Below are 21,283 nucleotides of genomic sequence, written 5' to 3'. Positions count from 1 at the left end.
ATGAGCGCTATGCTTTGGCAGCAGTGTCTTGCCCGGCTACAGGACGAATTGCCTTCCGCGGAATTCAGCATGTGGATCCGGCCGCTGCAGGCAGAGCAGGGCGATGAGACCCTGACCCTGTTTGCGCCCAACCGCTTTGTGCTGGACTGGGTGCGTGACAAATATCTGATCCGTATTAATGGTTTGCTGAGTGAGTTCTGCGGCAACCAGTGCCCGCAGCTCAAGTTTGAGGTGGGTAACAAGCGCGCTCAGGTGAATCTGATGGCCGGCAGCAGCAGCCAGGCGCAACGCAACAGCAAGCCTCAGCCCCAGCCTCAGGTATTACCCTCCTGGAGCGAGCAGGAAGCACAGCAGCCGCGGATCAATCACAAGAGCAACATGAATACCAACTATACCTTTGACAACTTTGTTGAAGGTAAGTCGAACCAGCTGGCCCGGGCTGCCGCCCGCCAGGTGGCCGACAATCCGGGCGGTGCCTATAATCCGTTGTTTCTCTATGGCGGCACCGGTCTCGGCAAAACCCACCTGCTGCATGCGGTGGGCAACGGCATTCGTGAGCGCAAGGCCGACGCCCGGGTCATTTACATGCACTCCGAGCGCTTTGTGCAGGACATGGTAAAGGCGCTGCAGAACAATGCCATTGAAGAGTTCAAGCGCTACTACCGCAGTGTGGACGCTTTGCTGATCGACGATATTCAGTTCTTCGCCAACAAAGAGCGTTCTCAGGAAGAGTTTTTCCATACCTTTAATGCGCTGCTGGAAGGCAACCAGCAGATCATTCTGACCTCGGATCGTTATCCGAAAGAAATAGACGGCGTGGAAGACAGGCTCAAATCCCGATTTGGCTGGGGTCTGACGGTGGCGATCGAACCACCCGAGCTGGAAACCCGGGTGGCCATTCTGATGCGCAAAGCGGCTGAAAACAAAATTCATCTGCCTGATGAAGTCGCTTTCTTTATTGCCAAGCGGCTGCGCTCGAATGTGCGTGAACTGGAAGGTGCGCTGAACCGGGTGATTGCCAACGCCAACTTTACCGGCCGCTCCATCAATATCGACTTTGTGCGCGAAGCGTTGCGGGATTTGCTGGCACTGCAGGAAAAGCTGGTGACCATCGACAACATTCAGAAGACGGTGGCCGAGTACTACAAGATCAAGGTAGCAGATCTCTTGTCCAAGCGCCGTTCCCGCTCTGTGGCACGGCCCCGCCAGCTGGCCATGGCGCTGGCCAAGGAGCTGACCAACCATTCGCTGCCGGAAATCGGAGACGCCTTTGGTGGCCGGGATCACACTACCGTGCTGCATGCCTGCCGTAAAATTGGCCAGCTGCGGGAAGAGAGTCATGATATAAAGGAAGATTATTCCAACCTGATTCGAACCCTGTCTTCCTGATCGGAGAGTCCCATGCAGTTTACCATCAGCCGCGAAGCCCTGTTGCGCCCCCTGCAACTGGTATCCAGTGCCCTGGGAGGCCGGCCCAACCTGCCTATTCTCAACAATATTCTGCTGAGTGTGGATAACGATGCCCTGTCGATGACCGGCACCGATACCGAAGTGGAAATGGTAGCCCGGGTGCCCCTGGAAGGCAGCGTCACCGCTGGTCGCACGACTGTTCCGGCACGCAAAATGCTCGATATTTGCCGGGGCCTGCCCGACGGTGCCGAGCTGAGCTTCAGTCAGCAGGACGACCGTTTGCTGCTGCGCTCCGGTCGCAGCCGTTTTAACCTGTCTACCCTGCCGGCGGAAGACTTTCCCAATATTGAGGAATGGTCTTCCGAGCTGGAGTTCGACATCAATCAGCTGGCACTGAAAAAGCTGATAGAAGCCACCCAGTTTTCCATGGCCATTCAGGATGTTCGTTATTACCTGAACGGCATGCTGTTTGAAACCGACGGTAACAGCCTGCGTACCGTGGCCACCGATGGTCACCGTCTGGCCACCTGTCAGCGTGAGCTGGAGCAGGCGCTGCCGGCTCAGCAGGTGATAGTGCCGCGCAAAGGGGTGCTGGAGCTTGCCAAGCTGCTGGAACACGAGGATCAGGATGTGCGGCTGCAGGTGGGCAAAAACAACCTGCGCGCCGTGACACAAGGGTTTACCTTTACTTCCAAGCTGGTAGACGGGCGCTTCCCCGATTACCGCCGGGTACTGCCCCGGGAAAGCGACAAAACCCTGATCTGCGATCGGGAAGGGCTCAAGCAGGCCTTTACCCGGGCGGCCATTCTGTCTAACGAAAAATTCCGCGGTGTGCGCCTGAATGTGCAGGGGCAGACGCTGAAGATCACTGCCAATAATCCGGAGCAGGAAGAGGCCGAGGAAGTGCTGGATGTGCATTTTGAAGGCAGTGATCTGGAAATTGGCTTTAATGTTTCCTATGTCCTGGATGTGCTGGGTACTCTTAAGTCGGAACAGGTGAAAATCAGCCTGAAAGACGCCAGCAGCAGCGGCCTGATTGAAGCCGAAGATAATGGCGACGCCCTCTACGTGGTGATGCCCATGCGGCTGTAATATGGCCCTGCTTAACCTTCAGTTAAAAGACTTTCGCAATATTCCTCATGCCCGGCTGGTGCCGGCATCGGGTATCAATGTGCTGGTTGGGCCCAATGGCAGTGGCAAAACCAGCATTCTGGAAGCCATTCATTATCTTGGCGTGGGCCGCTCCTTTCGTACTCACCTTACCGGCAGAGTAATACAGCAGGGGGAGCAGGCTTTTACTTTGTTTGCCCGGGTGCAGCAAAGCGAAGGCGAAGGACTGCCGGTAGGTCTGTCCAAAACCCGTAGTGGTGACACCCGGCTCAAGGTGGCAGGTCGGGCTGCAGAGCGGCTGGCTGATCTCGCTCATATTCTGCCCATTCAGTTGATCCACCCGGAAGGGTATAATCTGCTGACTGGCGGCCCTAAGTTGCGGCGGGCTTATCTGGACTGGGGGTTGTTTTATTCCCGGCCTGAGTTTTTTTCCGCCTGGGGTCGCTACCGGCGTTTGCTCAAACAGCGTAATGCGTTGCTTCGGCAACAGCGGCCCTGGCGTGAGCTGAGCTATTGGGATCCGCAACTGGTGGCGGCAGGTGAGGCGTTAAGTGCCTACCGGCAGGATTATGCCGATGCCATCGCCCCGGTTATTGCCGCCATTGCCGCCGATTTTCTGCCGGAATTTGAATTCAGCTTTGATTTTTTTCGTGGCTGGGACCGGCAGACCGAGCTGGCACAAGTGCTGGAGCAGGGCATTGAGCGGGATGCCAGCCTGGGCTACACCCAGTCGGGCCCGCACAAGGCCGAGATAAGAATAAAAGCTCAGGGCATGCCGGTGCAGGACTTGTTGTCCCGTGGCCAGCTCAAGCTGCTGGTGTGTGCCATGCGGCTGGCCCAGGGGCTGTATTTAAAGCAGCAGTCCGGACAGGACTGTATATTTTTGATCGACGACTTTGCGTCCGAGCTGGACCAACACAAGCGGGAGTTACTGGCTGCGCGGCTGAACGAGCTGCAGGCTCAGGTATTTATTTCTGCTATCGACACAAACCAGCTCGGTGACATGATCACACGGGATAACAGTAAGCTGTTCCACGTGAAACAGGGTGAAATCACCGAAACCCAGGAGTGCAAGCAAGCCAATGAGTGAACACACTTACGACTCTTCGAGTATCAAGGTATTGAAAGGTCTGGATGCGGTCCGCAAACGTCCGGGCATGTATATCGGCGACACGGACGATGGCACTGGCCTGCACCACATGGTGTTTGAGGTGGTGGACAACTCAATCGATGAAGCCCTGGCCGGCCACTGTAAAGACATTATTGTTACCATTCATGCCGATGGCTCTGTATCTGTGTCTGATGACGGCCGTGGTATTCCCACCGACATTCATGAAGAAGAAGGCCGTTCAGCGGCGGAAGTGATTCTGACCGTGCTGCACGCCGGCGGTAAATTTGATGATAACTCCTACAAGGTATCCGGCGGTCTGCACGGCGTAGGGGTGTCGGTGGTGAACGCCCTGTCGGAAAAGCTGCAGCTGACCATCTGGCGCAAGAACAAGGTGCATGAGCAAACCTATCATCATGGTGAGCCTCAGGCACCGCTGACTGCCGTGGGCGATACCACCCGCACTGGCACCCAAATTCGGTTCTGGCCCAGCCATGAAACCTTTACCGATACCAACTTCCATTACGACATTCTGGCCAAGCGCCTGCGTGAGCTGTCGTTTCTGAACTCTGGCGTGTCCATCAAGCTGCTGGACGAGCGCGACGGCAAGGAAGTGCACTTTGAGTATGAGGGCGGTATTCAGGCCTTTGTGGAATACCTGAACCGCAACAAAACGCCCATTCATCCCAAGGCGTTTCATTTCACCACTGAGCGGGAAGACGGCATTTCGGTGGAAGTCTCCATGCAGTGGAACGACTCCTATCAGGAAAACATCTTCTGTTTTACCAACAATATTCCTCAGCGTGATGGTGGTACTCACCTGGCCGGCTTCCGTGCCGCCCTGACCCGTACCCTGAACGGCTATATGGACAAGGAAGGTTTCAGCAAAAAGGCCAAGACCTCCGCCTCCGGTGATGATGCCCGGGAAGGTCTGACGGCGGTGATTTCAGTCAAGGTGCCAGACCCCAAGTTCTCCTCCCAGACCAAAGACAAGCTGGTATCCTCCGAGGTGAAAACCGCAGTGGAGCAGGCCATGGCCGAGCGTCTGCAGGAGTTTCTGCTGGAAAACCCCAACGACGCCAAGATAGTGGTGAACAAGATCATCGACGCGGCCCGGGCCCGGGAAGCGGCGCGCAAGGCGCGGGAAATGACCAGGCGCAAGGGGGCGCTGGATCTGGCCGGACTGCCCGGCAAGCTGGCCGACTGTCAGGAAAAAGATCCCGCCATGTCCGAACTCTACATAGTGGAGGGTGACTCGGCGGGGGGCTCCGCCAAGCAGGGACGCAACCGTAAATACCAGGCCATTCTGCCGCTCAAGGGTAAAATCCTGAACGTGGAAAAAGCCCGTTTCGACAAGATGCTGTCGTCTCAGGAAGTGGCCACCCTGATCACGGCGCTGGGTTGCGGCATTGGCCGGGACGAATATAACCCCGACAAGATGCGCTACCACTACATCATCATCATGACCGATGCGGACGTGGACGGTGCTCACATTCGTACTTTGCTGCTGACCTTCTTCTACCGGCAGATGCCGGAGATTATCGAGCGCGGTTATGTCTATATTGCTCAGCCGCCCCTGTATAAAGTGAAAAAGGGCAAGCAGGAGCAATACCTGAAAGACGAGCCCGCCATGCTGCAGTATCAGACCAGCCTGGCGCTGGATAACGCCACCCTGCATGTCAACGAGTCGGCACCCGCCATTGGCGGTGAGCAGCTGGAAAAACTGGTGAATGATTACCGCAAGGTACAGGAGCTGATTGAGCGGCTGTCACGCCGGGCACCGGAGATTGTACTGAACGAGCTGATCTATCAGCCCGAGCTGAGCCTGGACGATCTGACCGATGAAGCCAAAGTGAATGCCTGGCTGGCGGCTATTAACGAATCCTTGCAGGACAATAACACCAACGGCACCGAATACGTGCTGGATGCGGTTTACTCGGAAGAGCGCAACTGCCATCTGCCCCGGGTCAAGGTACGTCAGCACGGCATTGAGCGTGAGTTTCCGATCAGCTACGACTTCTTTGCCTCCGGTGAATATCGCAGCATAGTGGCCCTGGGCAAAGGTATAGCCAACCTGATTGAAGAGGGTGGTTATGTGAAGCGCGGCGAGAAGACCAAAGCGGTTTCCAGTTTTTCTGAGGCCCTGGACTGGCTGATGAATGAAAGTAAGCGTGGCCTGTCGGTGCAGCGTTATAAAGGGCTGGGCGAGATGAACCCGGAACAGTTGTGGGAAACCACCATGGATCCGGAAACCCGCCGCATGCTGCAGGTGACCATTGAAGACGCCGTGGCCGCCGATCAGCTGTTCTCCACCCTGATGGGCGACCATGTAGAGCCGCGCCGCGACTTTATCGAGACCAACGCTCTGCGGGTAGCCAACCTGGATATCTGATCTTCGGTTTATCCGGTGAACTCAAAGGCAGCCTGCAGGCTGCCTTTTTTATGGCTGCTCGCTGGTTTCATTGCTTCCATCGGTACACTGATAAGCAGACTAGACTGGAAGAGACGTTGGTCATTCATCAAGGGGAGCATAATGAGTAACAACAGTCGCAAATATTCCAGCCAAATAGTAGATGGTATATCCAGAGCACCGGCCCGGGCCATGCTGCGAGGTACCGGCTTTAACGACGATGATTTTTATAAGCCTCAGGTCGGTATTGTATCTACCTGGAGCAACCTTACCCCCTGCAACATGCATATTAATGCGTTAGCACAGGAAGCGGCTTGGGGCACAGATGGTGCCGGTGGCAAGAGCATTATATTTAACACCATCACCATTTCCGACGGCATCGCCAACGGCACCGAGGGCATGAAATATTCGCTGGTATCCCGGGAGATTATTGCTGACTCCATTGAGGCTGTTGCTGGCTGCGAAGGCTTTGATGGTCTGGTGGCTATTGGCGGCTGTGACAAAAATATGCCCGGCTGTCTGATTGGCCTAGCCCGGCTGAACCGGCCCTCCATCTTTGTCTACGGCGGCACCATACTGCCCGGTGAAAACCATACTGATATTATCTCTGTGTTTGAGGCGGTGGGGGCCCATGCCAAGGGGGATATGAATGCCATTGAGGTAAAGCAGATAGAAGACACTGCGATTCCCGGCCCCGGCTCCTGCGGCGGCATGTATACCGCCAATACCATGGCCTCGGCCATCGAAGTGATGGGCATGAGTCTGCCTGGCAGCTCGGCTCAGATTGCCATCTCAGACAGCAAGGTGCAGGATTGCCAGCGGGCAGGTGAGGCGGTGCTGGAGTTGCTGAAACAGGATATTTGCCCATCAGACATTATGACCCGGGAAGCCTTTGAAAACGCCATTACGCTGGTGATTGCGCTGGGTGGGTCTACCAATGCGGTACTGCATCTGCTGGCCATGGCCCATGCCATTGATGTGGAGCTGACCCTGGACGATTTTACCCGCATTGGCAAACGAGTGCCGGTGCTGGCCGACTTGCGCCCCAGCGGGCATTACATGATGTCTGAGCTGGTGGACATTGGTGGCATACAACCTCTGATGAAGATGCTGCTCGACGCGGGTCTGCTGCACGGTGACTGCCTCACAGTAACCGGTAAAACACTGGCAGAAAATCTGGCCAAAGTGCCGCCATATCCAGACGGACAGAAGATTATTCGTCCTCTTGATAACCCCATCAAGGCAGACAGTCATCTGCGTATTCTATACGGCAATCTGGCACCGGGCGGTGCCGTGGCCAAAATCACCGGCAAGGAAGGCTTGAGTTTTACCGGCCCGGCCCGGGTGTTTGACTCTGAAGAAGAAACGCTGGAGCGTATTCTTGATGGCACAGTACAAAAAGGTGATGTCATCGTGATCCGTTATGAAGGCCCCAGAGGAGGGCCCGGCATGCGGGAGATGCTGAGCCCTACCTCAGCCATTATGGGCAGAGGTCTGGGTAAGAGCGTAGCCCTGATTACTGACGGCCGTTTTTCTGGTGGCAGCCATGGTTTTGTAGTGGGGCATATTACCCCGGAAGCACGCCAGGGCGGCTCGCTGGCCATAGTGGAAGACGGCGACATCATTACTATAGATGCCGAGCATAACCGGCTGGAAATGGAGCTGACCGACAGCGTCATTGCCGAACGGCTGGCCCGCTGGCAACCGCCTGAGCCGCGTTATCACCGGGGTGTGCTGGCCAAATATGCCAGCACAGTGGGCTCGGCCTCTTACGGTGCCGTGACCGATGGCCATGAAAACGGAAAGAAATAGCTTAAAAAATTATCAACAGCACTTGAAAGCGAAAATACACACCCCTATATCTGATAGTGAACAAGGCGGGTCGCTCGGTTGAGGGCCCGCAATGCCCGTCCGGTTGGAGGGCAAATCAATATCGCTCACTGGAGGATAGACGTATGTCACGCTTTGATTTTTCACCCCTGTACCGCTCCGCCATCGGTTTTGATCGTCTGGCATCCCTGATGGAAAACGCCGTCAATAATGGCAGCAACGGTAACAGCGGTTACCCCCCTTACAATATCGAGCTGCTCAGCGAGAACCAGTACCGCATTTCCATGGCGGTGGCCGGTTTTGCCCGGGAGGAGCTGGAGATCACCAGCCATGAAAACACCCTGATGGTAAAAGGCCATAAAACCCCGGAACAACAGGGCGGCCGTAACTACCTGTATCAGGGTATTGCCGAGCGTGGTTTTGAGCGCCGTTTTCAGCTGGCCGATCATATAAAAGTGACCGGCGCCGATCTGGAAAACGGCTTGCTGCACATTGATCTGGTGCGCGAAGTGCCGGAAGCGGCCAAGCCCAGAACCATCAGCATCGGCTGAGCGCCAACCCTGATAACCAACTTGTACAACAACCATTGACCTATTGCTTGCGACTGGAGGATAGGATTATGAGTCGTTTTGATATGAGCCCGTTATATCGTTCTGCCATTGGATTTGATCGTCTGGTAGGGGATCTTGAGCACCTGCTGCATGGCAAAAGTGGTGATCAGCCGCCTTACAATATCGAAAAACAGGACGAAGACAGTTATCTGATCACGGTGGCGGTGGCCGGCTTTGCCGAGAGCGAGCTTGAGCTGTCAGTGGAGCAGAACACCTTGCTGGTAAAAGGTAAGCATGAGCAGACTAACAGTGAAAGCCGTTATCTGTATCAGGGCATCAGTAATCGTGACTTTGAGCTGAAATTCCGGCTGGCAGATCATGTGCAGGTGAAGGGTGCCAAACTGGAGCACGGCCTGCTGCAAATCAGCCTGCTCAGGGAAGTGCCGGAGGCACTCAAGCCCCGCCGTATTGAAATTGGCCAGGGCCGCACCCTGGAGCATAAAAGCTAATAATCAGTAGCTCGATAAACACAACGCCGGCAAAAGCCGGCGTTGTCTGTTTACTACCGGTCAGTACAAGGTTGGGATGAGTCCCAACATAACGATAAGCGCTGTCATGCCGGGCAACGACCCGGTATCTTGCTGCGAACTACAGTGTTACTGTCCTGGACTCCGGGTCCGTCATGCTGAACTTGATTTAGTACCGGAGTGACAAGTGGTTTGGGCCATCAGTTTTGGCTCTCACCGTAAATCGCCAGCACTTCCTTCGCCAGTATCTCGATACCGGCTTTGACGTCTGCTTCCGGCTGGGCGTAGTTCAGGCGAATGCATTGCTTGCTGTGAGCCCAGTCGTCGTCTTCAATGCCCGGGAAAAAGTAATGGCCCGGCACCACCAGCAAGCCCTTTTGTTTCAGGCGCTGATACAGCTCCTGGCAGTGGATGGGCAGATCTTCAAACCACAGCCACAGAAACAGGGCACCTTCCGGTTTATGAATATGAAACTGGGGCAGGGGAATGGCCTGCTGCAGCCACTCCACCGCCTGCTCGGCTTTATTCTGGTAGAAGGGTTTAATGACATTGTTGCTCAGATTAATGATGTCACCATTTTTAATCATGGGCAGAGTCAGTGCCGGCCCCATGCTGCCTGGTGCCAGATTGACGATACCGCTGATATTGGTAATGGCTTTTACAATGGTGGGATTGGCGATCACTATGCCGCAACGTACACCGGGCAGGCCCAGCTTCGACAGGCTCATGCACAGTATGGTGTTGTCGTTCCAGAAGGGCGTGGCTTCACTGAAAATAATATTGGGAAAGGGCGTTCCGTAGGCATTGTCGATCAGCAGCGGAATGCCCTTGTCTCTGGCTATTTGATCCAGATGGCGAATTTCTTCATCGGTCAGCACGTTGCCGGTGGGATTGGTAGGGCGTGAAACACAAATCAGGCCAATATCGTCACCCACTTCAAGGCTGTCAAAGTCCACATAGTATTTGAACATGCCGTTATCAAACTGGCGGATCTCCGGCTTGCAGGCCACAAAGTGGTCTTCATCCAGAGCACTGTCGCCATAGCCGATGTATTCCGGTGCCAGCGGAAACAGCACCTTCTTTCTGCGACCGCCCTTAAAGTCACCAGCCATCAGGTTAAACAGATAGAAGAAGGCAGTCTGGCTGCCATTGGTCAGGGCAATGTTTTCAGGAGCAACCTGCCAGCCCAGCTCATTGGACAGCAACTCCGCCAAAGCCTGAATAAAGCTGTCTTTGCCCTGAGGGCCATCGTAATTAGCAACCGCTTTCAGCAGGTCTCCGGTTTTCAGCAGCTCCTGTGCCTGTTGTTCCAGATAGGCCATCACCTCAGGAATGGCTGCCGGATTACCACCACCCAGCATAATGGTGTTGGGGGCGGTCAGGCCCTGGTTGAGATCGTCCATCAGCTGAGTGATGCCGGAGTGGCGGGTAAACTTCTGTCCGAAGGCTGAAAATTCCATGTTCGAGCTACCAATTACAGTGAGTGGGAAAAGTTTCACGGTAGCCGATATTGCCATGGGTGTCGACCGGACTATGGTCTGTGTTTGTTACTCGTGTTTCACGTGAAACACGGCTAATAAAAAGCCCCGCTAAAGCGGGGCTGTGATTACTGTATGTTGTTTGCAGATTTACTGCAGCAGAGAGATATCCGCTACCCGCAGGAACAGGTTACGCAGCTGATTAAGCAGTGCCAGGCGGTTCAGGCGCACGGCCTCGTCGTCGGCCATCACCATCACCTGATCAAAGAAGGCATCCACGTTTTCACGCAGTGCCGCCAGCTCGGCCAGTGCCTTGCTGTAGTCACCGTCGGCAAACAGGGGGGCCAGGCGTTCGGTCAGCTCGGCCACCTGAGCAGCCAGTACACGCTCGGCCTCATCCTGCAGCAGAGTCGTGTTTACCTCGGCAGGAATATCGCCTTCGACCTTGGCCAGAATGTTGCCTACCCGTTTGTTGGCCGCAGCCAGGGCGATGGCGGCATCCAGCTCGCGGAAGGCGCTGACGGCTTTTACTCTGGCGTCAAAGTCGGCGGGGCGGGTAGGGCGACGGGCCAGCACGGATTGGATCACGTCTACGCTGTAGCCGGCATCCTGATACCAGGCGCGGAAGCGGCCCAGCATAAACTCCAGTACCTCGCCAGCAACATTCTGGTTGGATACCTTGTTGCCGTAGAGCGCGCGGGCCTGATCGATCAGCATCAGCAGATCGATCTGGTAGCCTTTTTCCACAATAATGCGCAGGGCACCCAGAGCGGCACGACGCAGAGCAAAGGGATCTTTGTCGCCCTTGGGCGCCTGACCAATGCCGAAGATACCTACCAGAGTATCCAGCTTGTCGGCCAGTGCCACGGCGGCAGATATATCCTGAGCAGGCAGCGAGTCACCGGCAAAGCGGGGCTGATATTGCTCTTTCAGGGCCAGTGCCACAGCTTCCGGCTCACCGTCGTGGCGGGCATAGTGCATGCCCATTACCCCCTGAGTGTCGGTGAACTCAAACACCATATCGGTGACCAGATCACACTTGGACAGCAAGCCAGCCCGTTCGGCCAGCGCCTGATCGGCACCAATGGCGGCCGCCACATAGCTGGCCAGGGCGCTGATGCGCTCGGATTTTTCTTTTACCGTGCCCAGTTGTTTCTGGAACAGCACATTGTCGAGCTGATCCAGACGGGATGCCAGGGTGGCCTTACGGTCGTTATTAAAGAAGAACTCGGCGTCGGCCAGGCGGGGGCGCACGACTTTCTCGTTACCCTGAATAATCTGGCTTGGATCCTTGGACTCGATATTGGTCACAAAGATGAACCTGGGCAGCAGCTTGCCATCGGCGCTGTATACCGGAAAATACTTCTGGTCGCCCTTCATGGTGTACACCAGCGCTTCGGCAGGCACCTTGAGAAAGGTTTCTTCAAAAGAGGCAGTCAGCACTACGGGCCACTCTACCAGAGAAGTCACTTCTTCCAGCAGTTCAGCTTCAAGATCTGCTTCACCACCCACGGCGGCGGCGGCTTCTTTCACGCCGGCTTCAATAATGGCTTTGCGGCGCTCAAAATCGGCCAGCACTTTGCCACGGGTCTCAAGCTGCTCCAGGTAGTTATCGGCGTGATCAAGCTGGAATTCTTTTTCGCCCATAAAGCGATGGCCACGAATAGTACGGGCGGAGTTTACACCCAGAATGGTGGCAGGCAGCAGTTGTTCGCCCAACAGCAGGGTAAGAGTGTGTACCGGGCGAATAAACTGAGTGGTTTTGTCACCCCAGCGCATGGCCTTTGGAATGGGCAGCTTGCTCAGTGCCTGCTCTACCATGGCGGGCAGCAGCTCGGCAGCCGGTTTGCCTTTAATGTCGGCCACATGCACCAGCCACTCGCCCTTGTCGGTTTTCAGACGACCAGCCTCGGCCACCTCTATGCCGTTGCCCCGGGCCCAGCCCATGGCAGCCTTGGTGGGGTTACCGTCGGCGTCAAAGGCGGCCTGCACGGCAGGGCCACGCTTCTCTATCTGTTTGTCGGCCTGAGCGGCCGCCAGACCGGTGACCTGAACGGCCAGCCGGCGGGGAGCGGCAAACCAGCGAATGCTGTTAAAGGCTAAATCAGCACTGTTGAGTTCGTTTTGCAGGTTGTTGGCAAAAGCTTCACCCAGGCTGCGCAGGGCCTTGGGCGGCAGCTCTTCGGTGCCGATCTCTGCCAGAAAGTTCTGTTCAGCCATGGCCTTATCCTTCTTTTTTACACATGGGGAAACCGAGAGCCTCGCGGGACGCGTAATAGGCTTCGGCCACCGCCTTGGTCAGGGTACGAATACGCAGTATGTAGCGCTGACGTTCGGTGACCGAAATGGCCTTGCGGGCATCCAGCAGGTTAAAGGCATGGCCGGCCTTGAGAATACGCTCATAGGCGGGTAGAGGCAGAGGTTTTTCCAGCCCAAGCAAGTACTGACATTCCTTTTCACATTGCTCAAAAAAGCCAAACAGGAAGTCTACATCAGCGTGCTCAAAGTTGTAGGTAGACTGCTCCACCTCGTTCTGATGGAAGATATCGCCGTAGGTGGTTTTGCCCAGGGGGCCGTCACACCATACCAGGTCATAAACCGAGTCCACGCCCTGAATGTACATGGCCAGACGCTCCAGACCATAGGTGATCTCGCCGGTTACCGGCTTGCATTCCAGGCCGCCTACCTGCTGGAAGTAGGTAAACTGGGTTACTTCCATGCCGTTGAGCCACACTTCCCAGCCCAGACCCCAGGCACCCAGAGTGGGGTTTTCCCAGTTGTCTTCCACAAAGCGAATGTCATGTACCTGAGGGTCTAGGCCCAGTGCCTCAAGCGAGCCCAGATACAACTCCTGAATATTATCAGGCGATGGTTTGATCACTACCTGAAACTGGTAATAGTGCTGCAGACGGTTGGGGTTTTCGCCATAGCGGCCATCGGTGGGGCGGCGTGATGGTTGTACATAAGCCGCAGCCATGGGCTCAGGGCCGATGGCACGCAGGCAGGTCATGGGGTGTGAGGTGCCGGCACCCACTTCCATGTCCAGAGGCTGCACTACGGTGCAGCCCTGACGGGCCCAATAATCCTGCAAGGTGAGGATCAGACCCTGAAAGGTATTGATATCGAATTTTTGCATGATGATAGCGCCTTGATATAGGTGCGTTTGCTGAGTGAAACTAGGTTACCGAGTATACCCGCTGGTCCGGTGTGAATATAGGCTGAATTAGGGAGGCACCATGGTGCAACGCTGTGCCTGGGTTAATCAGGACCCCCGTTATATCGCTTATCATGATCATGAATGGGGTGTGCCTGAGCATGACAGCCGGGCATTATTTGAAAAGCTGTGTCTGGATGGTCAGCAGGCGGGTCTGAGCTGGTTTACCATTTTGTGTAAAATTCCGGCCTATCGTGAGGCCTTTGCCGGCTTTGAACCACAACGGCTGGCGGGCTTTGCCGCCGAGGATGTAGAGCGGCTGATGCAAAACCCCGGCATAGTGCGCAATCGCCGCAAAATCGAGTCCATTATTACCAATGCTCATGCGTATTTGGCCATGCAGCAAGACGGCATCGACTTCAGCCGCTGGCTGTGGGCGTTTGTGGGTGGCGCGCCTGTGATTAACCGCTGGCCTGATGCCAGTGCCGTGCCGGTGACCACGCCCGAATCCGATGCCATGGCCAAAGCGCTTAAGCAGCGGGGGTTTGCCTTTGTGGGCAGCACCAGTTGTTACGCCTTTATGCAGGCCACCGGCATGGTGAACGATCATCTGCTCAGTTGTCATTGTCATCCGAACAACGTCAGTAGCTGACCTTAAGTCTCATACAGCACTTGGTTTTTTACCTGACAGGGCGCTATATTGACGGTTACTTGTGCTTTGTTAACGGGAATTACCATGAAGAAGATTTGTCTGGCCGTGGCGGCGGCACTGGCTCTTTCCGCCTGTACCACCAACCCTTACACCGGCGAACGTCAGACCTCCAATGCTGCCATTGGCAGTGGTATTGGTGCGCTGGCTGGTGCCGTGATTGGCGGCGCATCCGCCAGCTCCAGCGATCGCAAGAAAGGCATTCTCATTGGCGCTGCCAGTGGTGCAGCCCTGGGTGGCGGCGTGGGTTATTACATGGATGTGCAGGAAGCCAAACTGCGTGACCGCATGCAGGGCACCGGCGTCAGCGTAACCCGTAACGGTGACCAGATTATTCTGAACATGCCCAGCAACGTCACCTTTGCGGTAGACAGTGCCGAATTGTCGCCCAGTTTCTACAACACTCTGAGCGGTGTTGCCATGGTATTGAAAGAGTATGACAAGACCTGGGTAAACGTAGTTGGCCATACCGATAACACCGGCTCTGCCAGCTATAACCAGAGCCTGTCTGAGCGTCGTGCTGCCACCGTGGGTCAGTTCCTGATCAGCCAGGGTGCTGCTGCCAACCGCTTTAACATTCGCGGTGCGGGCTTGAACCAGCCCATCGCCAGCAACGCTACCGAGCAGGGCCGGGCCCAGAACCGTCGGGTAGAGATAACCCTGAGCCCCATGGGTTAAGCTAATTTATCTGTAACCTGATAAAAAATGCCCGCAAATGCGGGCATTTTTACGTAAAAGCAGCCGTAAGCTGTAAGAAAAAACAACGCGGAACAACTGACAGCTTATAGCTGACCGCTTAAAGCTGTCAGTTCCCTTTCCGGATCAGAAAGCGGTAGGGCAGTTCGTCTGTCTGGCTGGACAATAACTGGTGATCCATAAAGCGGCAGAAGCTGGGAATATCCCGGCTGGTGGACGGATCGTCGGCGGTGATCAGCAGGGTTTCGCCGGCAGCCATGGTGCGCACCTGTTTGCGCACCATCATCACCGGCTCCGGGCAGCGCAGGCCGGTAGCGTCCAGCTGGTGATGAGCATCGGTAAGAGAAACGGTCATATCAGTCTACTTTTTCTGAAAACCCGCTTATCTTAATGCTGCCGAAAAAATGGTCAACCCTTTCATCGTTACATCAGAGCCGCTCAAGCACGGTGGCAATGCCCTGGCCCATGCCAATACACATGGTGGCCACACCCAGGGTTGCACCGTTATGCTCCATGACATTAATAAGGGTGGTGCAGATGCGTGCGCCCGAGCAGCCCAGCGGATGCCCAAGAGCAATGGCACCGCCATTGAGGTTTACTCTTTCGTCCATGATATCGAGCAGTTTCAGCTCTTTCAGTACTGCCAGCGACTGGGCGGCAAAGGCCTCGTTCAGCTCAAACACATCGATGTCTTCAAGAGTAAGCCCGGCGCGTTTCAGTGCCTTGTGCACCGCCGGCACCGGTCCTATGCCCATAACAGAGGGCTCACAGCCGGCCACCGCCATGGCGCGCACGCGGGCTCTGGGCTTAAGACCCAGGGCAGCGGCGCGATCGGCAGACATCACCAGCATGGCGGCGGCCCCGTCCGACAGAGCCGATGAGCTGCCGGCAGTCACGCTGCCGTTGGCAGGATCAAACACCGGCTTCAGGCTGGCGAGGGAGTCCAGGCTGGTGTCGGGCCGGATCACTTCATCGCTTTCCAGCAAAAAGGGCACGCCGTCGGCATCGTGGCCGGCAGTGGCCAGAATTTCCCGGTTGAAGCGACCCTCCACCGTAGCCTCATGGGCGCGCTGGTGCGAGCGCAGTGCAAAGGCATCTTGGTCTTTACGGCTTATCTGATATGTCTTTGCCAGCATTTCGGCGGTCAGGCCCATCATGCCGGCGGCTTTGGCCACATTCAGCCCTAGCCTTGGATGAAAGTCCACACCATGGGTCATGGGCACGTGCCCCATATGCTCCACGCCTCCCACCATAAAGATGTCGCCGTCACCGGTCATAATGGCCCGGCTGGCATCGTGCAGTGCCTGCATGGAGCTGCCACACAGCCGGTTTACGGTCACCGCACTTACCGACTTGGGCAGGCCGGCGAGCAGGGCGGCGTTGCGGGCTACGTTAAAGCCCTGCTCCAGAGTTTGCTGCACGCAGCCCCAGACAATGTCTTCTATCTCTGCCGCCTTCAGTGCCGGGTTGCGGGCCAGTAGCCCTTGCATCAAGTGCGCTGATAAGTCTTCGGCACGCACATGACGGAATGCACCGCCTTTTGAGCGGCCCATGGGGGTACGAATGCAATCTACAATCACCACGTCTTTCATGATTTGTCTCCTGCGGGCGCTCAGTAAAAGGTTTGGTTGTGTTGAGCCATGTGGCGCAGCCGGTCACTGACCTGATACAACGGACCCAGGCCGGCATGGTGATCCGCCATGGCCAGATATTCGTTTAGTCCTATAGTGTCGAGCCAGCGGAATACACCGCCACGGAACGGAGGAAAACCAAGGCCATAGATCAGCGCCATATCGGCTTCGGCGGGAGAGGCAATAATGTTTTCTTCCAGGCAACGCACCACTTCATTCACCATGGGCACCATCATGCGGGCAATAATGTCATCGGCTTCAAATGAGTTTGTCTGGCCAAAGGCCTGCTGCAACAGCGCCTGAGCCTGAGGGTTGTCGGTTTTTTGCAGCCGGCCTTTTTTGTCCTGCTGCCAGCAGTAAAAGCCATGACCGTTTTTCTGGCCCAGCAGTTTTTGCTTAAACAGCAGGTCGATGGCGGTGCTGCCGCTTTGCTGCATGCGATCAGGAAACCCCTGTGCCATTACGTCGGCGGCATGATGGGCGGTATCCATGCCCACCACATCGAGTAATTGTGCCGGCCCCATGGGCCAGCCAAAGCGGCGTTCCATGATCTTGTCTATTTCGGCAATATCAGCGCCGTCGGCCAGCAGCCGGTTAAAGCCAAAGAAATAGGGGAACAGCACCCGGTTTACAAAAAATCCCGGGCAGTCGTTGACCACTATGGGAGTCTTGCCCATGGCTGCCGCGCAGGCCACCACCTGGTTGATGGTGTCATCACTGGTGTGCTCTCCGCGAATCACTTCCACCAGCGGCATGCGGTGCACCGGATTAAAAAAGTGCATGCCGCAGAAACGTTCAGGATGCGTGAGGCTTTTCGCCAGCTCGGAAATAGGAATGGTAGAGGTGTTGGAGGCAATAACGGTATTTTCATCCACCTTTTGCTCTGTTTCTGCCAGTACCTTCGTCTTGATGCCGGGGTTTTCCACTACGGCTTCCACTACCAGATCCACGTTGCCCAGTTCGTCATAACTGAGAGCCGGACGAATATCAGACAGTACCCGTGCCAGTTGCTTGCCGTCTATTTTGTTCCGCTCCAGCTGCTGGTTAAGCCGCTTGCCGGCCTCATCCATGCCCAGTTGCAGCGCTTCGTTGTTAATGTCTTTCATCACCGCAGAAATGCCTTTTACGGCTGCCTGGCAGGCGATGCCGCCCCCCATAATGCCGGCACCCAACACCGCCATGCGCTCTGTGGCAGTGGCGCTTTTTGCTGCCTTTTTGGCCTTGCTTTTCACCAGCTGATCATTCAGAAAAAGTCCGACCAGGGCGCGGGCTGCAGTGGTGCGAGTGAGCGTAATAAAGTTTTCCTGCTCTACCAGCAGGGCAGCGTCACGGCTCATGCCGGCGGCGGCTTCAATGGTGTTTACCGCCATTATGGGGGCTGGGTAGTGAGGGCCGGCCTTGGCAGCTACCATGCCTTTTGCGGTGGCAAAGCTCATGGCGGCTTCGGTTTTGCTCAGGGTTAGGGGAGAGGTTTTTTGCCGGCGGCGGCCTTGCCAGTGGTGCAAGCCGGTATCCTGCAGCAATTTAATACCGGCATCACGCAGTTTGGTGGTATCGACGATACCATCCAGTATGCCCAACTTCAGGCACTCATCGGCTTTATGATCCCGGCCAGTGGTAATCCACTCCATGGCGGTGTCGGCACCCAGCAGCCTGGGCAGGCGAACTGTGCCGCCAAAGCCCGGCATAATGCCCAGCTTGGTTTCCGGCAGGCCAATGCGGGCACTGGCATCGCCCAAACGGAAGTCGGTGGCCAGAATACATTCACAGCCACCGCCAAGGGCGTAGCCGCGAACCAGGCTCACGGTGGGAAAAGGCAGATCTTCCATACGATTGAAAATGGAATTGGCCCGGCCCAGCCAGCTTGCCAGCTCACTGTCAGGTAACGCAAACTTATCGAGGAACTCGGTAATGTCGGCACCCACAATAAAGGCGTCTTTAGCACTGGTGACCAGCAGTCCTTTAATGCTCTCTGTTTTTTCCAGAGCGGTAATGGCTGCTTCCAGTGTCAGCAGAGCTGCACCGTCCAGTTTATTCACACTGCCGGGCGCATTAAAGCATAGCTCGGCAATACCATTGTCCATAAGGGTGACCGATAGGGTTTCACCTTGGTAGATCATATAAATATCTCCTTGAATTCCCTGAGGCAGCGCCGTTAACAACCAAGCACAGTCAAATCACTATGGACAGTAAATAGACACTTTTCAATGTATTTTAAAACGCTTGTTTAAAAAGCGTTTGTGTATTTTTTGTCCGTCCAGGGCACTTTTCAGCTGTGATATGATGGCTAGTCTCAGATATACAGGGATGATTCATGACCTTCACTCCGTATCTGGTTCCAGCCGCTTCTGTGGTGTGGGAGCAGGAAATCAAAAAAAGCCGTTTCATTACCTATCTGGCCCATACGCCGGATGCTGATGCAGCCAAAGTCTTTATTGAGCAAATACGGGCCGAATATCCCGATGCCCGTCATCATTGTTCCGCGTTTGTGGCAGGTGCCCCCAACGACTCTCAGGCACTGGGTTTCAGTGATGACGGCGAGCCCACCGGCACGGCAGGAAAACCCATGCTGGCCGTCTTGCAGGGAGCGGGTATCGGTGAAATAACAGCTGTGGTGGTGCGCTATTTTGGTGGTATCAAACTGGGCACAGGCGGGCTGGTGCGGGCTTATGGCAGTTCGGTAAACGGTGCCCTGGCTGAACTGAGCACCACGGAAAAGATAATAGAAGGTCGGCTTGCACTTTCTGCCGACTATAGCGATATGGCTCAGCTGGAAAATCTGTTTACTCAGAGTGGTGCTCATTGGGAGCAGCTGGATTATGGCGTTATGGTTTCCGGAGTGCTGCGGGTCGATATTCGCCTGCTTAACAGCCTGGCGCAGCAAATTAAAGACAGAACTCAGGGAAGGGTGATCGCCCGCCCGCTAACCGATTAATACACAGGCCGGAAGCCCTTCATGCATATTCGTTCTATTATCCGTATTGTAGGTATTCTGGTGGCGTTATTCAGCGTCACCATGCTGGCACCGGCACTGGTGGCCTATATCTATCGGGACGGTGCCGGTCTCGACTTCTTCAGTGCCTTTATTATCTGCCTGGTACTGGGGTTGGTGCTGTGGTTTCCTAACCGTAATCACCATAAAGATCTGCGGGCCAAGGAAGGTTTTCTTATCGTAGTGCTGTTCTGGACAGTGCTGGGCAGTGTTGGGGCCATTCCTTTCCTGCTCAGTGAAGTGCCGGATATGACAGTGGCTGAAGCATTTTTTGAGTCCTTTTCCGGCCTCACCACCACGGGGGCCACTGTTATCAGTGGTCTGGACAACCTGCCCAAGGCCATACTGTTTTATCGTCAGATGCTGCAATGGCTCGGGGGGATGGGGATCATTGTGCTGGCGGTGGCGATTCTGCCCATTCTGGGTATTGGTGGCATGCAGCTGTTTCGGGCTGAAATTCCCGGGCCGGTGAAAGACAATAAGGTCGCTCCGCGTATTGCCGAAACCGCCAAGGCGCTCTGGTACATCTATCTGGTGCTGACGATTGTCTGTGCCCTGTTACTGTGGCTGGCAGGCATGAACCTGTTTGATGCCATCTGTCACTCCTTCTCTACTATTGCTATCGGCGGCTTTTCTACCTACGACGCCAGTGTGGGCTATTTTAACAGCCCCACAATCAACCTTATTATCGTGGTGTTTCTGATTATTGCCGGTGTTAACTTCAGCCTGCATTTCGCTGCTTTTTCTAACCGTGGCATGCGGCTGTCGGTGTACCGGCTGGATCCTGAGCTGAAAGTCTTTATTGGTGTGCAGCTGGTACTGACTCTTATCTGCATGGTCATGTTACTGGTTCATCAGGTATACAGCGATCCCTGGCAGGCATTGGATCAGGCACTGTTTCAGTCGGTATCCATCGCTACTACTGCCGGTTTCAGTACTACAGGATTTGCCGAATGGCCTTTGTTTCTGCCGGTATTGCTGATGTTTGCCTCCTGTATTGGAGGTTGCGCCGGCAGTACCGGCGGAGGCATTAAAGTAGTGCGAATTATGCTGCTCAATCTGCAGGGGATGCGTGAGCTCAAGCGGCTCATTCATCCCAGAGCTGTGTATCGAATAAAACTTGGCAACAAAGCGTTAGCTGATAAAGTGGTTGAGGCAGTGTGGGGCTTTTTTGCCGCTTATGCATTGGTATTTGTTATTTGCATGCTGGCGCTGCTGGCGACCGGCATGAACGAACTTACCGCTTTTACTGCTGTGGTTGCTACCCTGAATAACCTGGGCCCGGGTCTGGGCGAAGTTGCCGCCAACTTTGGCAGCACAACAGACAGCGCCAAGTGGATTTTGGTGTTGTCCATGCTGTTTGGTCGTCTTGAAATATTTACCCTGTTGGTGCTGTTCACGCCAGCGTTCTGGCGCAGCTGATTGAGGAGTCTATGGAAAAACTGTTGGTACTTTATTCATCCCGTAATGGTCAGACCCACAAGATCATTGAGGCGATGCGGTGTGAATTCAGTGGTTATGATGTGGAACTGGTGGATTTGCACACCAATCCCAGAAAAAACCTCAGCAAATACGATAAGGTGCTGATAGGGGCCTCTATTCGCTACGGTCGTTTCCACGATAGTGTTCATAACTTTATTCAGCACCATAGTGAGCAGCTGGCCGTAGCAGACTCGA

Annotated in this window: 18 protein-coding genes (1 of these 18 only partly in view); 12 read left to right on the top strand and 6 right to left on the bottom strand. The window is 55.3% G+C overall.

What is annotated here, in order from left to right; all coding sequences use genetic code 11:
• From dnaA to N2M06_RS15755, 7 genes are all read left to right on the top strand, one after another.
• Window positions 1-1,389, top strand: a complete 1,389-nt coding sequence (dnaA, locus tag N2M06_RS15785; protein WP_317074126.1) for a chromosomal replication initiator protein DnaA — start codon at window positions 1-3, stop codon at window positions 1,387-1,389.
• A 12-nt stretch (window positions 1,390-1,401) separates the two neighbouring features.
• Window positions 1,402-2,502, top strand: a complete 1,101-nt coding sequence (dnaN, locus tag N2M06_RS15780; protein WP_019935632.1) for a DNA polymerase III subunit beta — start codon at window positions 1,402-1,404, stop codon at window positions 2,500-2,502.
• Between the two features lies 1 nt (window position 2,503).
• On the top strand, window positions 2,504-3,610 hold the full coding sequence (gene recF, locus N2M06_RS15775) for a DNA replication/repair protein RecF (RefSeq protein WP_346351247.1): 1,107 nt from the start codon (window positions 2,504-2,506) through the stop codon (window positions 3,608-3,610).
• A complete protein-coding gene (gene gyrB / locus N2M06_RS15770) occupies window positions 3,603-6,020 on the top strand; it encodes a DNA topoisomerase (ATP-hydrolyzing) subunit B (protein WP_317074129.1) in 2,418 nt (805 codons plus the stop codon). The genes recF and gyrB overlap by 8 nt, the downstream gene beginning before the upstream one ends.
• A gap of 138 nt (window positions 6,021-6,158) precedes the next feature.
• Complete coding sequence (gene ilvD / locus N2M06_RS15765) at window positions 6,159-7,850, top strand: dihydroxy-acid dehydratase (RefSeq protein ID WP_346352197.1); 1,692 nt, start codon at window positions 6,159-6,161, stop codon at window positions 7,848-7,850.
• 143 nt (window positions 7,851-7,993) lie between these two features.
• Window positions 7,994-8,419, top strand: a complete 426-nt coding sequence (locus N2M06_RS15760) for an Hsp20 family protein (RefSeq protein WP_346351246.1) — start codon at window positions 7,994-7,996, stop codon at window positions 8,417-8,419.
• 68 nt (window positions 8,420-8,487) lie between these two features.
• A complete protein-coding gene (locus N2M06_RS15755; RefSeq protein ID WP_346351245.1) occupies window positions 8,488-8,928 on the top strand; it encodes an Hsp20 family protein in 441 nt (146 codons plus the stop codon).
• Between the two features lie 218 nt (window positions 8,929-9,146).
• On the opposite strand, the gene N2M06_RS15750 is transcribed toward N2M06_RS15755, so the two are convergent.
• The 3 genes from N2M06_RS15750 to glyQ form a co-directional block, all read right to left on the bottom strand.
• Window positions 9,147-10,406: a valine--pyruvate transaminase gene (locus N2M06_RS15750; protein WP_346351244.1), complete on the bottom strand. Its 1,260-nt coding sequence runs from the start codon at window positions 10,404-10,406 to the stop codon at window positions 9,147-9,149.
• A gap of 168 nt (window positions 10,407-10,574) precedes the next feature.
• Entirely contained in the window at window positions 10,575-12,644 is a 2,070-nt protein-coding gene (glyS, locus tag N2M06_RS15745; protein ID WP_346351243.1) for a glycine--tRNA ligase subunit beta, read from the bottom strand.
• 4 nt (window positions 12,645-12,648) lie between these two features.
• Window positions 12,649-13,560, bottom strand: a complete 912-nt coding sequence (glyQ, locus tag N2M06_RS15740) for a glycine--tRNA ligase subunit alpha (RefSeq protein ID WP_346351242.1) — start codon at window positions 13,558-13,560, stop codon at window positions 12,649-12,651.
• Between the two features lie 100 nt (window positions 13,561-13,660).
• Here glyQ and N2M06_RS15735 point away from each other — a divergent pair, with 100 nt between their 5' ends.
• Together N2M06_RS15735 and N2M06_RS15730 are read left to right on the top strand one after the other, a co-directional pair.
• Window positions 13,661-14,230 carry a DNA-3-methyladenine glycosylase I gene (locus N2M06_RS15735; RefSeq protein WP_346351241.1) on the top strand — a complete coding sequence of 190 codons (570 nt, stop codon included), beginning with the start codon at window positions 13,661-13,663 and terminating at the stop codon, window positions 14,228-14,230.
• 84 nt (window positions 14,231-14,314) lie between these two features.
• A complete protein-coding gene (locus N2M06_RS15730) occupies window positions 14,315-14,965 on the top strand; it encodes an OmpA family lipoprotein (protein WP_317074135.1) in 651 nt (216 codons plus the stop codon).
• Window positions 14,966-15,092: 127 nt separating this feature from the next.
• On the opposite strand, the gene tusA is transcribed toward N2M06_RS15730, so the two are convergent.
• The 3 genes from tusA to fadB all read right to left on the bottom strand — a co-directional run bounded on the left by tusA (window position 15,093) and on the right by fadB (window position 18,734).
• Window positions 15,093-15,338 (bottom strand): sulfurtransferase TusA, encoded by a 246-nt coding sequence (gene tusA, locus N2M06_RS15725; protein ID WP_019935620.1) that lies wholly within the window; start codon window positions 15,336-15,338, stop codon window positions 15,093-15,095.
• Window positions 15,339-15,411: 73 nt separating this feature from the next.
• Complete coding sequence (gene fadA / locus N2M06_RS15720; protein WP_317074136.1) at window positions 15,412-16,575, bottom strand: acetyl-CoA C-acyltransferase FadA; 1,164 nt, start codon at window positions 16,573-16,575, stop codon at window positions 15,412-15,414.
• Between the two features lie 20 nt (window positions 16,576-16,595).
• Window positions 16,596-18,734: a fatty acid oxidation complex subunit alpha FadB gene (gene fadB, locus N2M06_RS15715; RefSeq protein WP_346351240.1), complete on the bottom strand. Its 2,139-nt coding sequence runs from the start codon at window positions 18,732-18,734 to the stop codon at window positions 16,596-16,598.
• Window positions 18,735-18,928: 194 nt separating this feature from the next.
• Here fadB and N2M06_RS15710 point away from each other — a divergent pair, with 194 nt between their 5' ends.
• The 3 genes in view from N2M06_RS15710 to hemG are tightly spaced (at most 21 nt apart) and all read left to right on the top strand, a layout consistent with a single transcriptional unit that may run on beyond the window.
• Entirely contained in the window at window positions 18,929-19,549 is a 621-nt protein-coding gene (locus N2M06_RS15710; RefSeq protein ID WP_317074138.1) for a YigZ family protein, read from the top strand.
• Window positions 19,550-19,570: 21 nt separating this feature from the next.
• Window positions 19,571-21,028: a TrkH family potassium uptake protein gene (locus N2M06_RS15705; protein ID WP_317074139.1), complete on the top strand. Its 1,458-nt coding sequence runs from the start codon at window positions 19,571-19,573 to the stop codon at window positions 21,026-21,028.
• A gap of 11 nt (window positions 21,029-21,039) precedes the next feature.
• Window positions 21,040-21,283, top strand: the 5' portion of a protein-coding gene (hemG, locus tag N2M06_RS15700; RefSeq protein WP_346351239.1) for a menaquinone-dependent protoporphyrinogen IX dehydrogenase. Its footprint extends 281 nt past the window's final position; 244 of the gene's 525 nt are visible here — the first part of the coding sequence; its start codon is at window positions 21,040-21,042; its stop codon lies beyond the right edge, outside the window.

Source organism: Oceanimonas sp. AH20CE76 (genome assembly GCF_039654065.1).
Lineage (GTDB): Bacteria > Pseudomonadota > Gammaproteobacteria > Enterobacterales > Aeromonadaceae > Oceanimonas > Oceanimonas smirnovii.
Note: the sequence above shows the minus strand (reverse complement) of the source record. Positions and strands in the feature narration are given on the sequence as shown.

Coding starts and splice junctions, on each gene's coding strand:
- recF (WP_346351247.1), top strand. CDS start 2,504: ATGGCCCTGCTTAACCTTCAGTTAAAAGACTTTCGCAATATTCCTCAT.
- glyQ (WP_346351242.1), bottom strand. CDS start 13,560: ATGCAAAAATTCGATATCAATACCTTTCAGGGTCTGATCCTCACCTTG.
- N2M06_RS15760 (WP_346351246.1), top strand. CDS start 7,994: ATGTCACGCTTTGATTTTTCACCCCTGTACCGCTCCGCCATCGGTTTT.
- N2M06_RS15750 (WP_346351244.1), bottom strand. CDS start 10,406: ATGGAATTTTCAGCCTTCGGACAGAAGTTTACCCGCCACTCCGGCATC.
- glyS (WP_346351243.1), bottom strand. CDS start 12,644: ATGGCTGAACAGAACTTTCTGGCAGAGATCGGCACCGAAGAGCTGCCG.
- fadB (WP_346351240.1), bottom strand. CDS start 18,734: ATGATCTACCAAGGTGAAACCCTATCGGTCACCCTTATGGACAATGGT.
- fadA (WP_317074136.1), bottom strand. CDS start 16,575: ATGAAAGACGTGGTGATTGTAGATTGCATTCGTACCCCCATGGGCCGC.
- N2M06_RS15735 (WP_346351241.1), top strand. CDS start 13,661: ATGGTGCAACGCTGTGCCTGGGTTAATCAGGACCCCCGTTATATCGCT.
- N2M06_RS15705 (WP_317074139.1), top strand. CDS start 19,571: ATGCATATTCGTTCTATTATCCGTATTGTAGGTATTCTGGTGGCGTTA.
- N2M06_RS15755 (WP_346351245.1), top strand. CDS start 8,488: ATGAGTCGTTTTGATATGAGCCCGTTATATCGTTCTGCCATTGGATTT.
- gyrB (WP_317074129.1), top strand. CDS start 3,603: ATGAGTGAACACACTTACGACTCTTCGAGTATCAAGGTATTGAAAGGT.
- dnaA (WP_317074126.1), top strand. CDS start 1: ATGAGCGCTATGCTTTGGCAGCAGTGTCTTGCCCGGCTACAGGACGAA.
- N2M06_RS15710 (WP_317074138.1), top strand. CDS start 18,929: ATGACCTTCACTCCGTATCTGGTTCCAGCCGCTTCTGTGGTGTGGGAG.
- tusA (WP_019935620.1), bottom strand. CDS start 15,338: ATGACCGTTTCTCTTACCGATGCTCATCACCAGCTGGACGCTACCGGC.
- dnaN (WP_019935632.1), top strand. CDS start 1,402: ATGCAGTTTACCATCAGCCGCGAAGCCCTGTTGCGCCCCCTGCAACTG.
- N2M06_RS15730 (WP_317074135.1), top strand. CDS start 14,315: ATGAAGAAGATTTGTCTGGCCGTGGCGGCGGCACTGGCTCTTTCCGCC.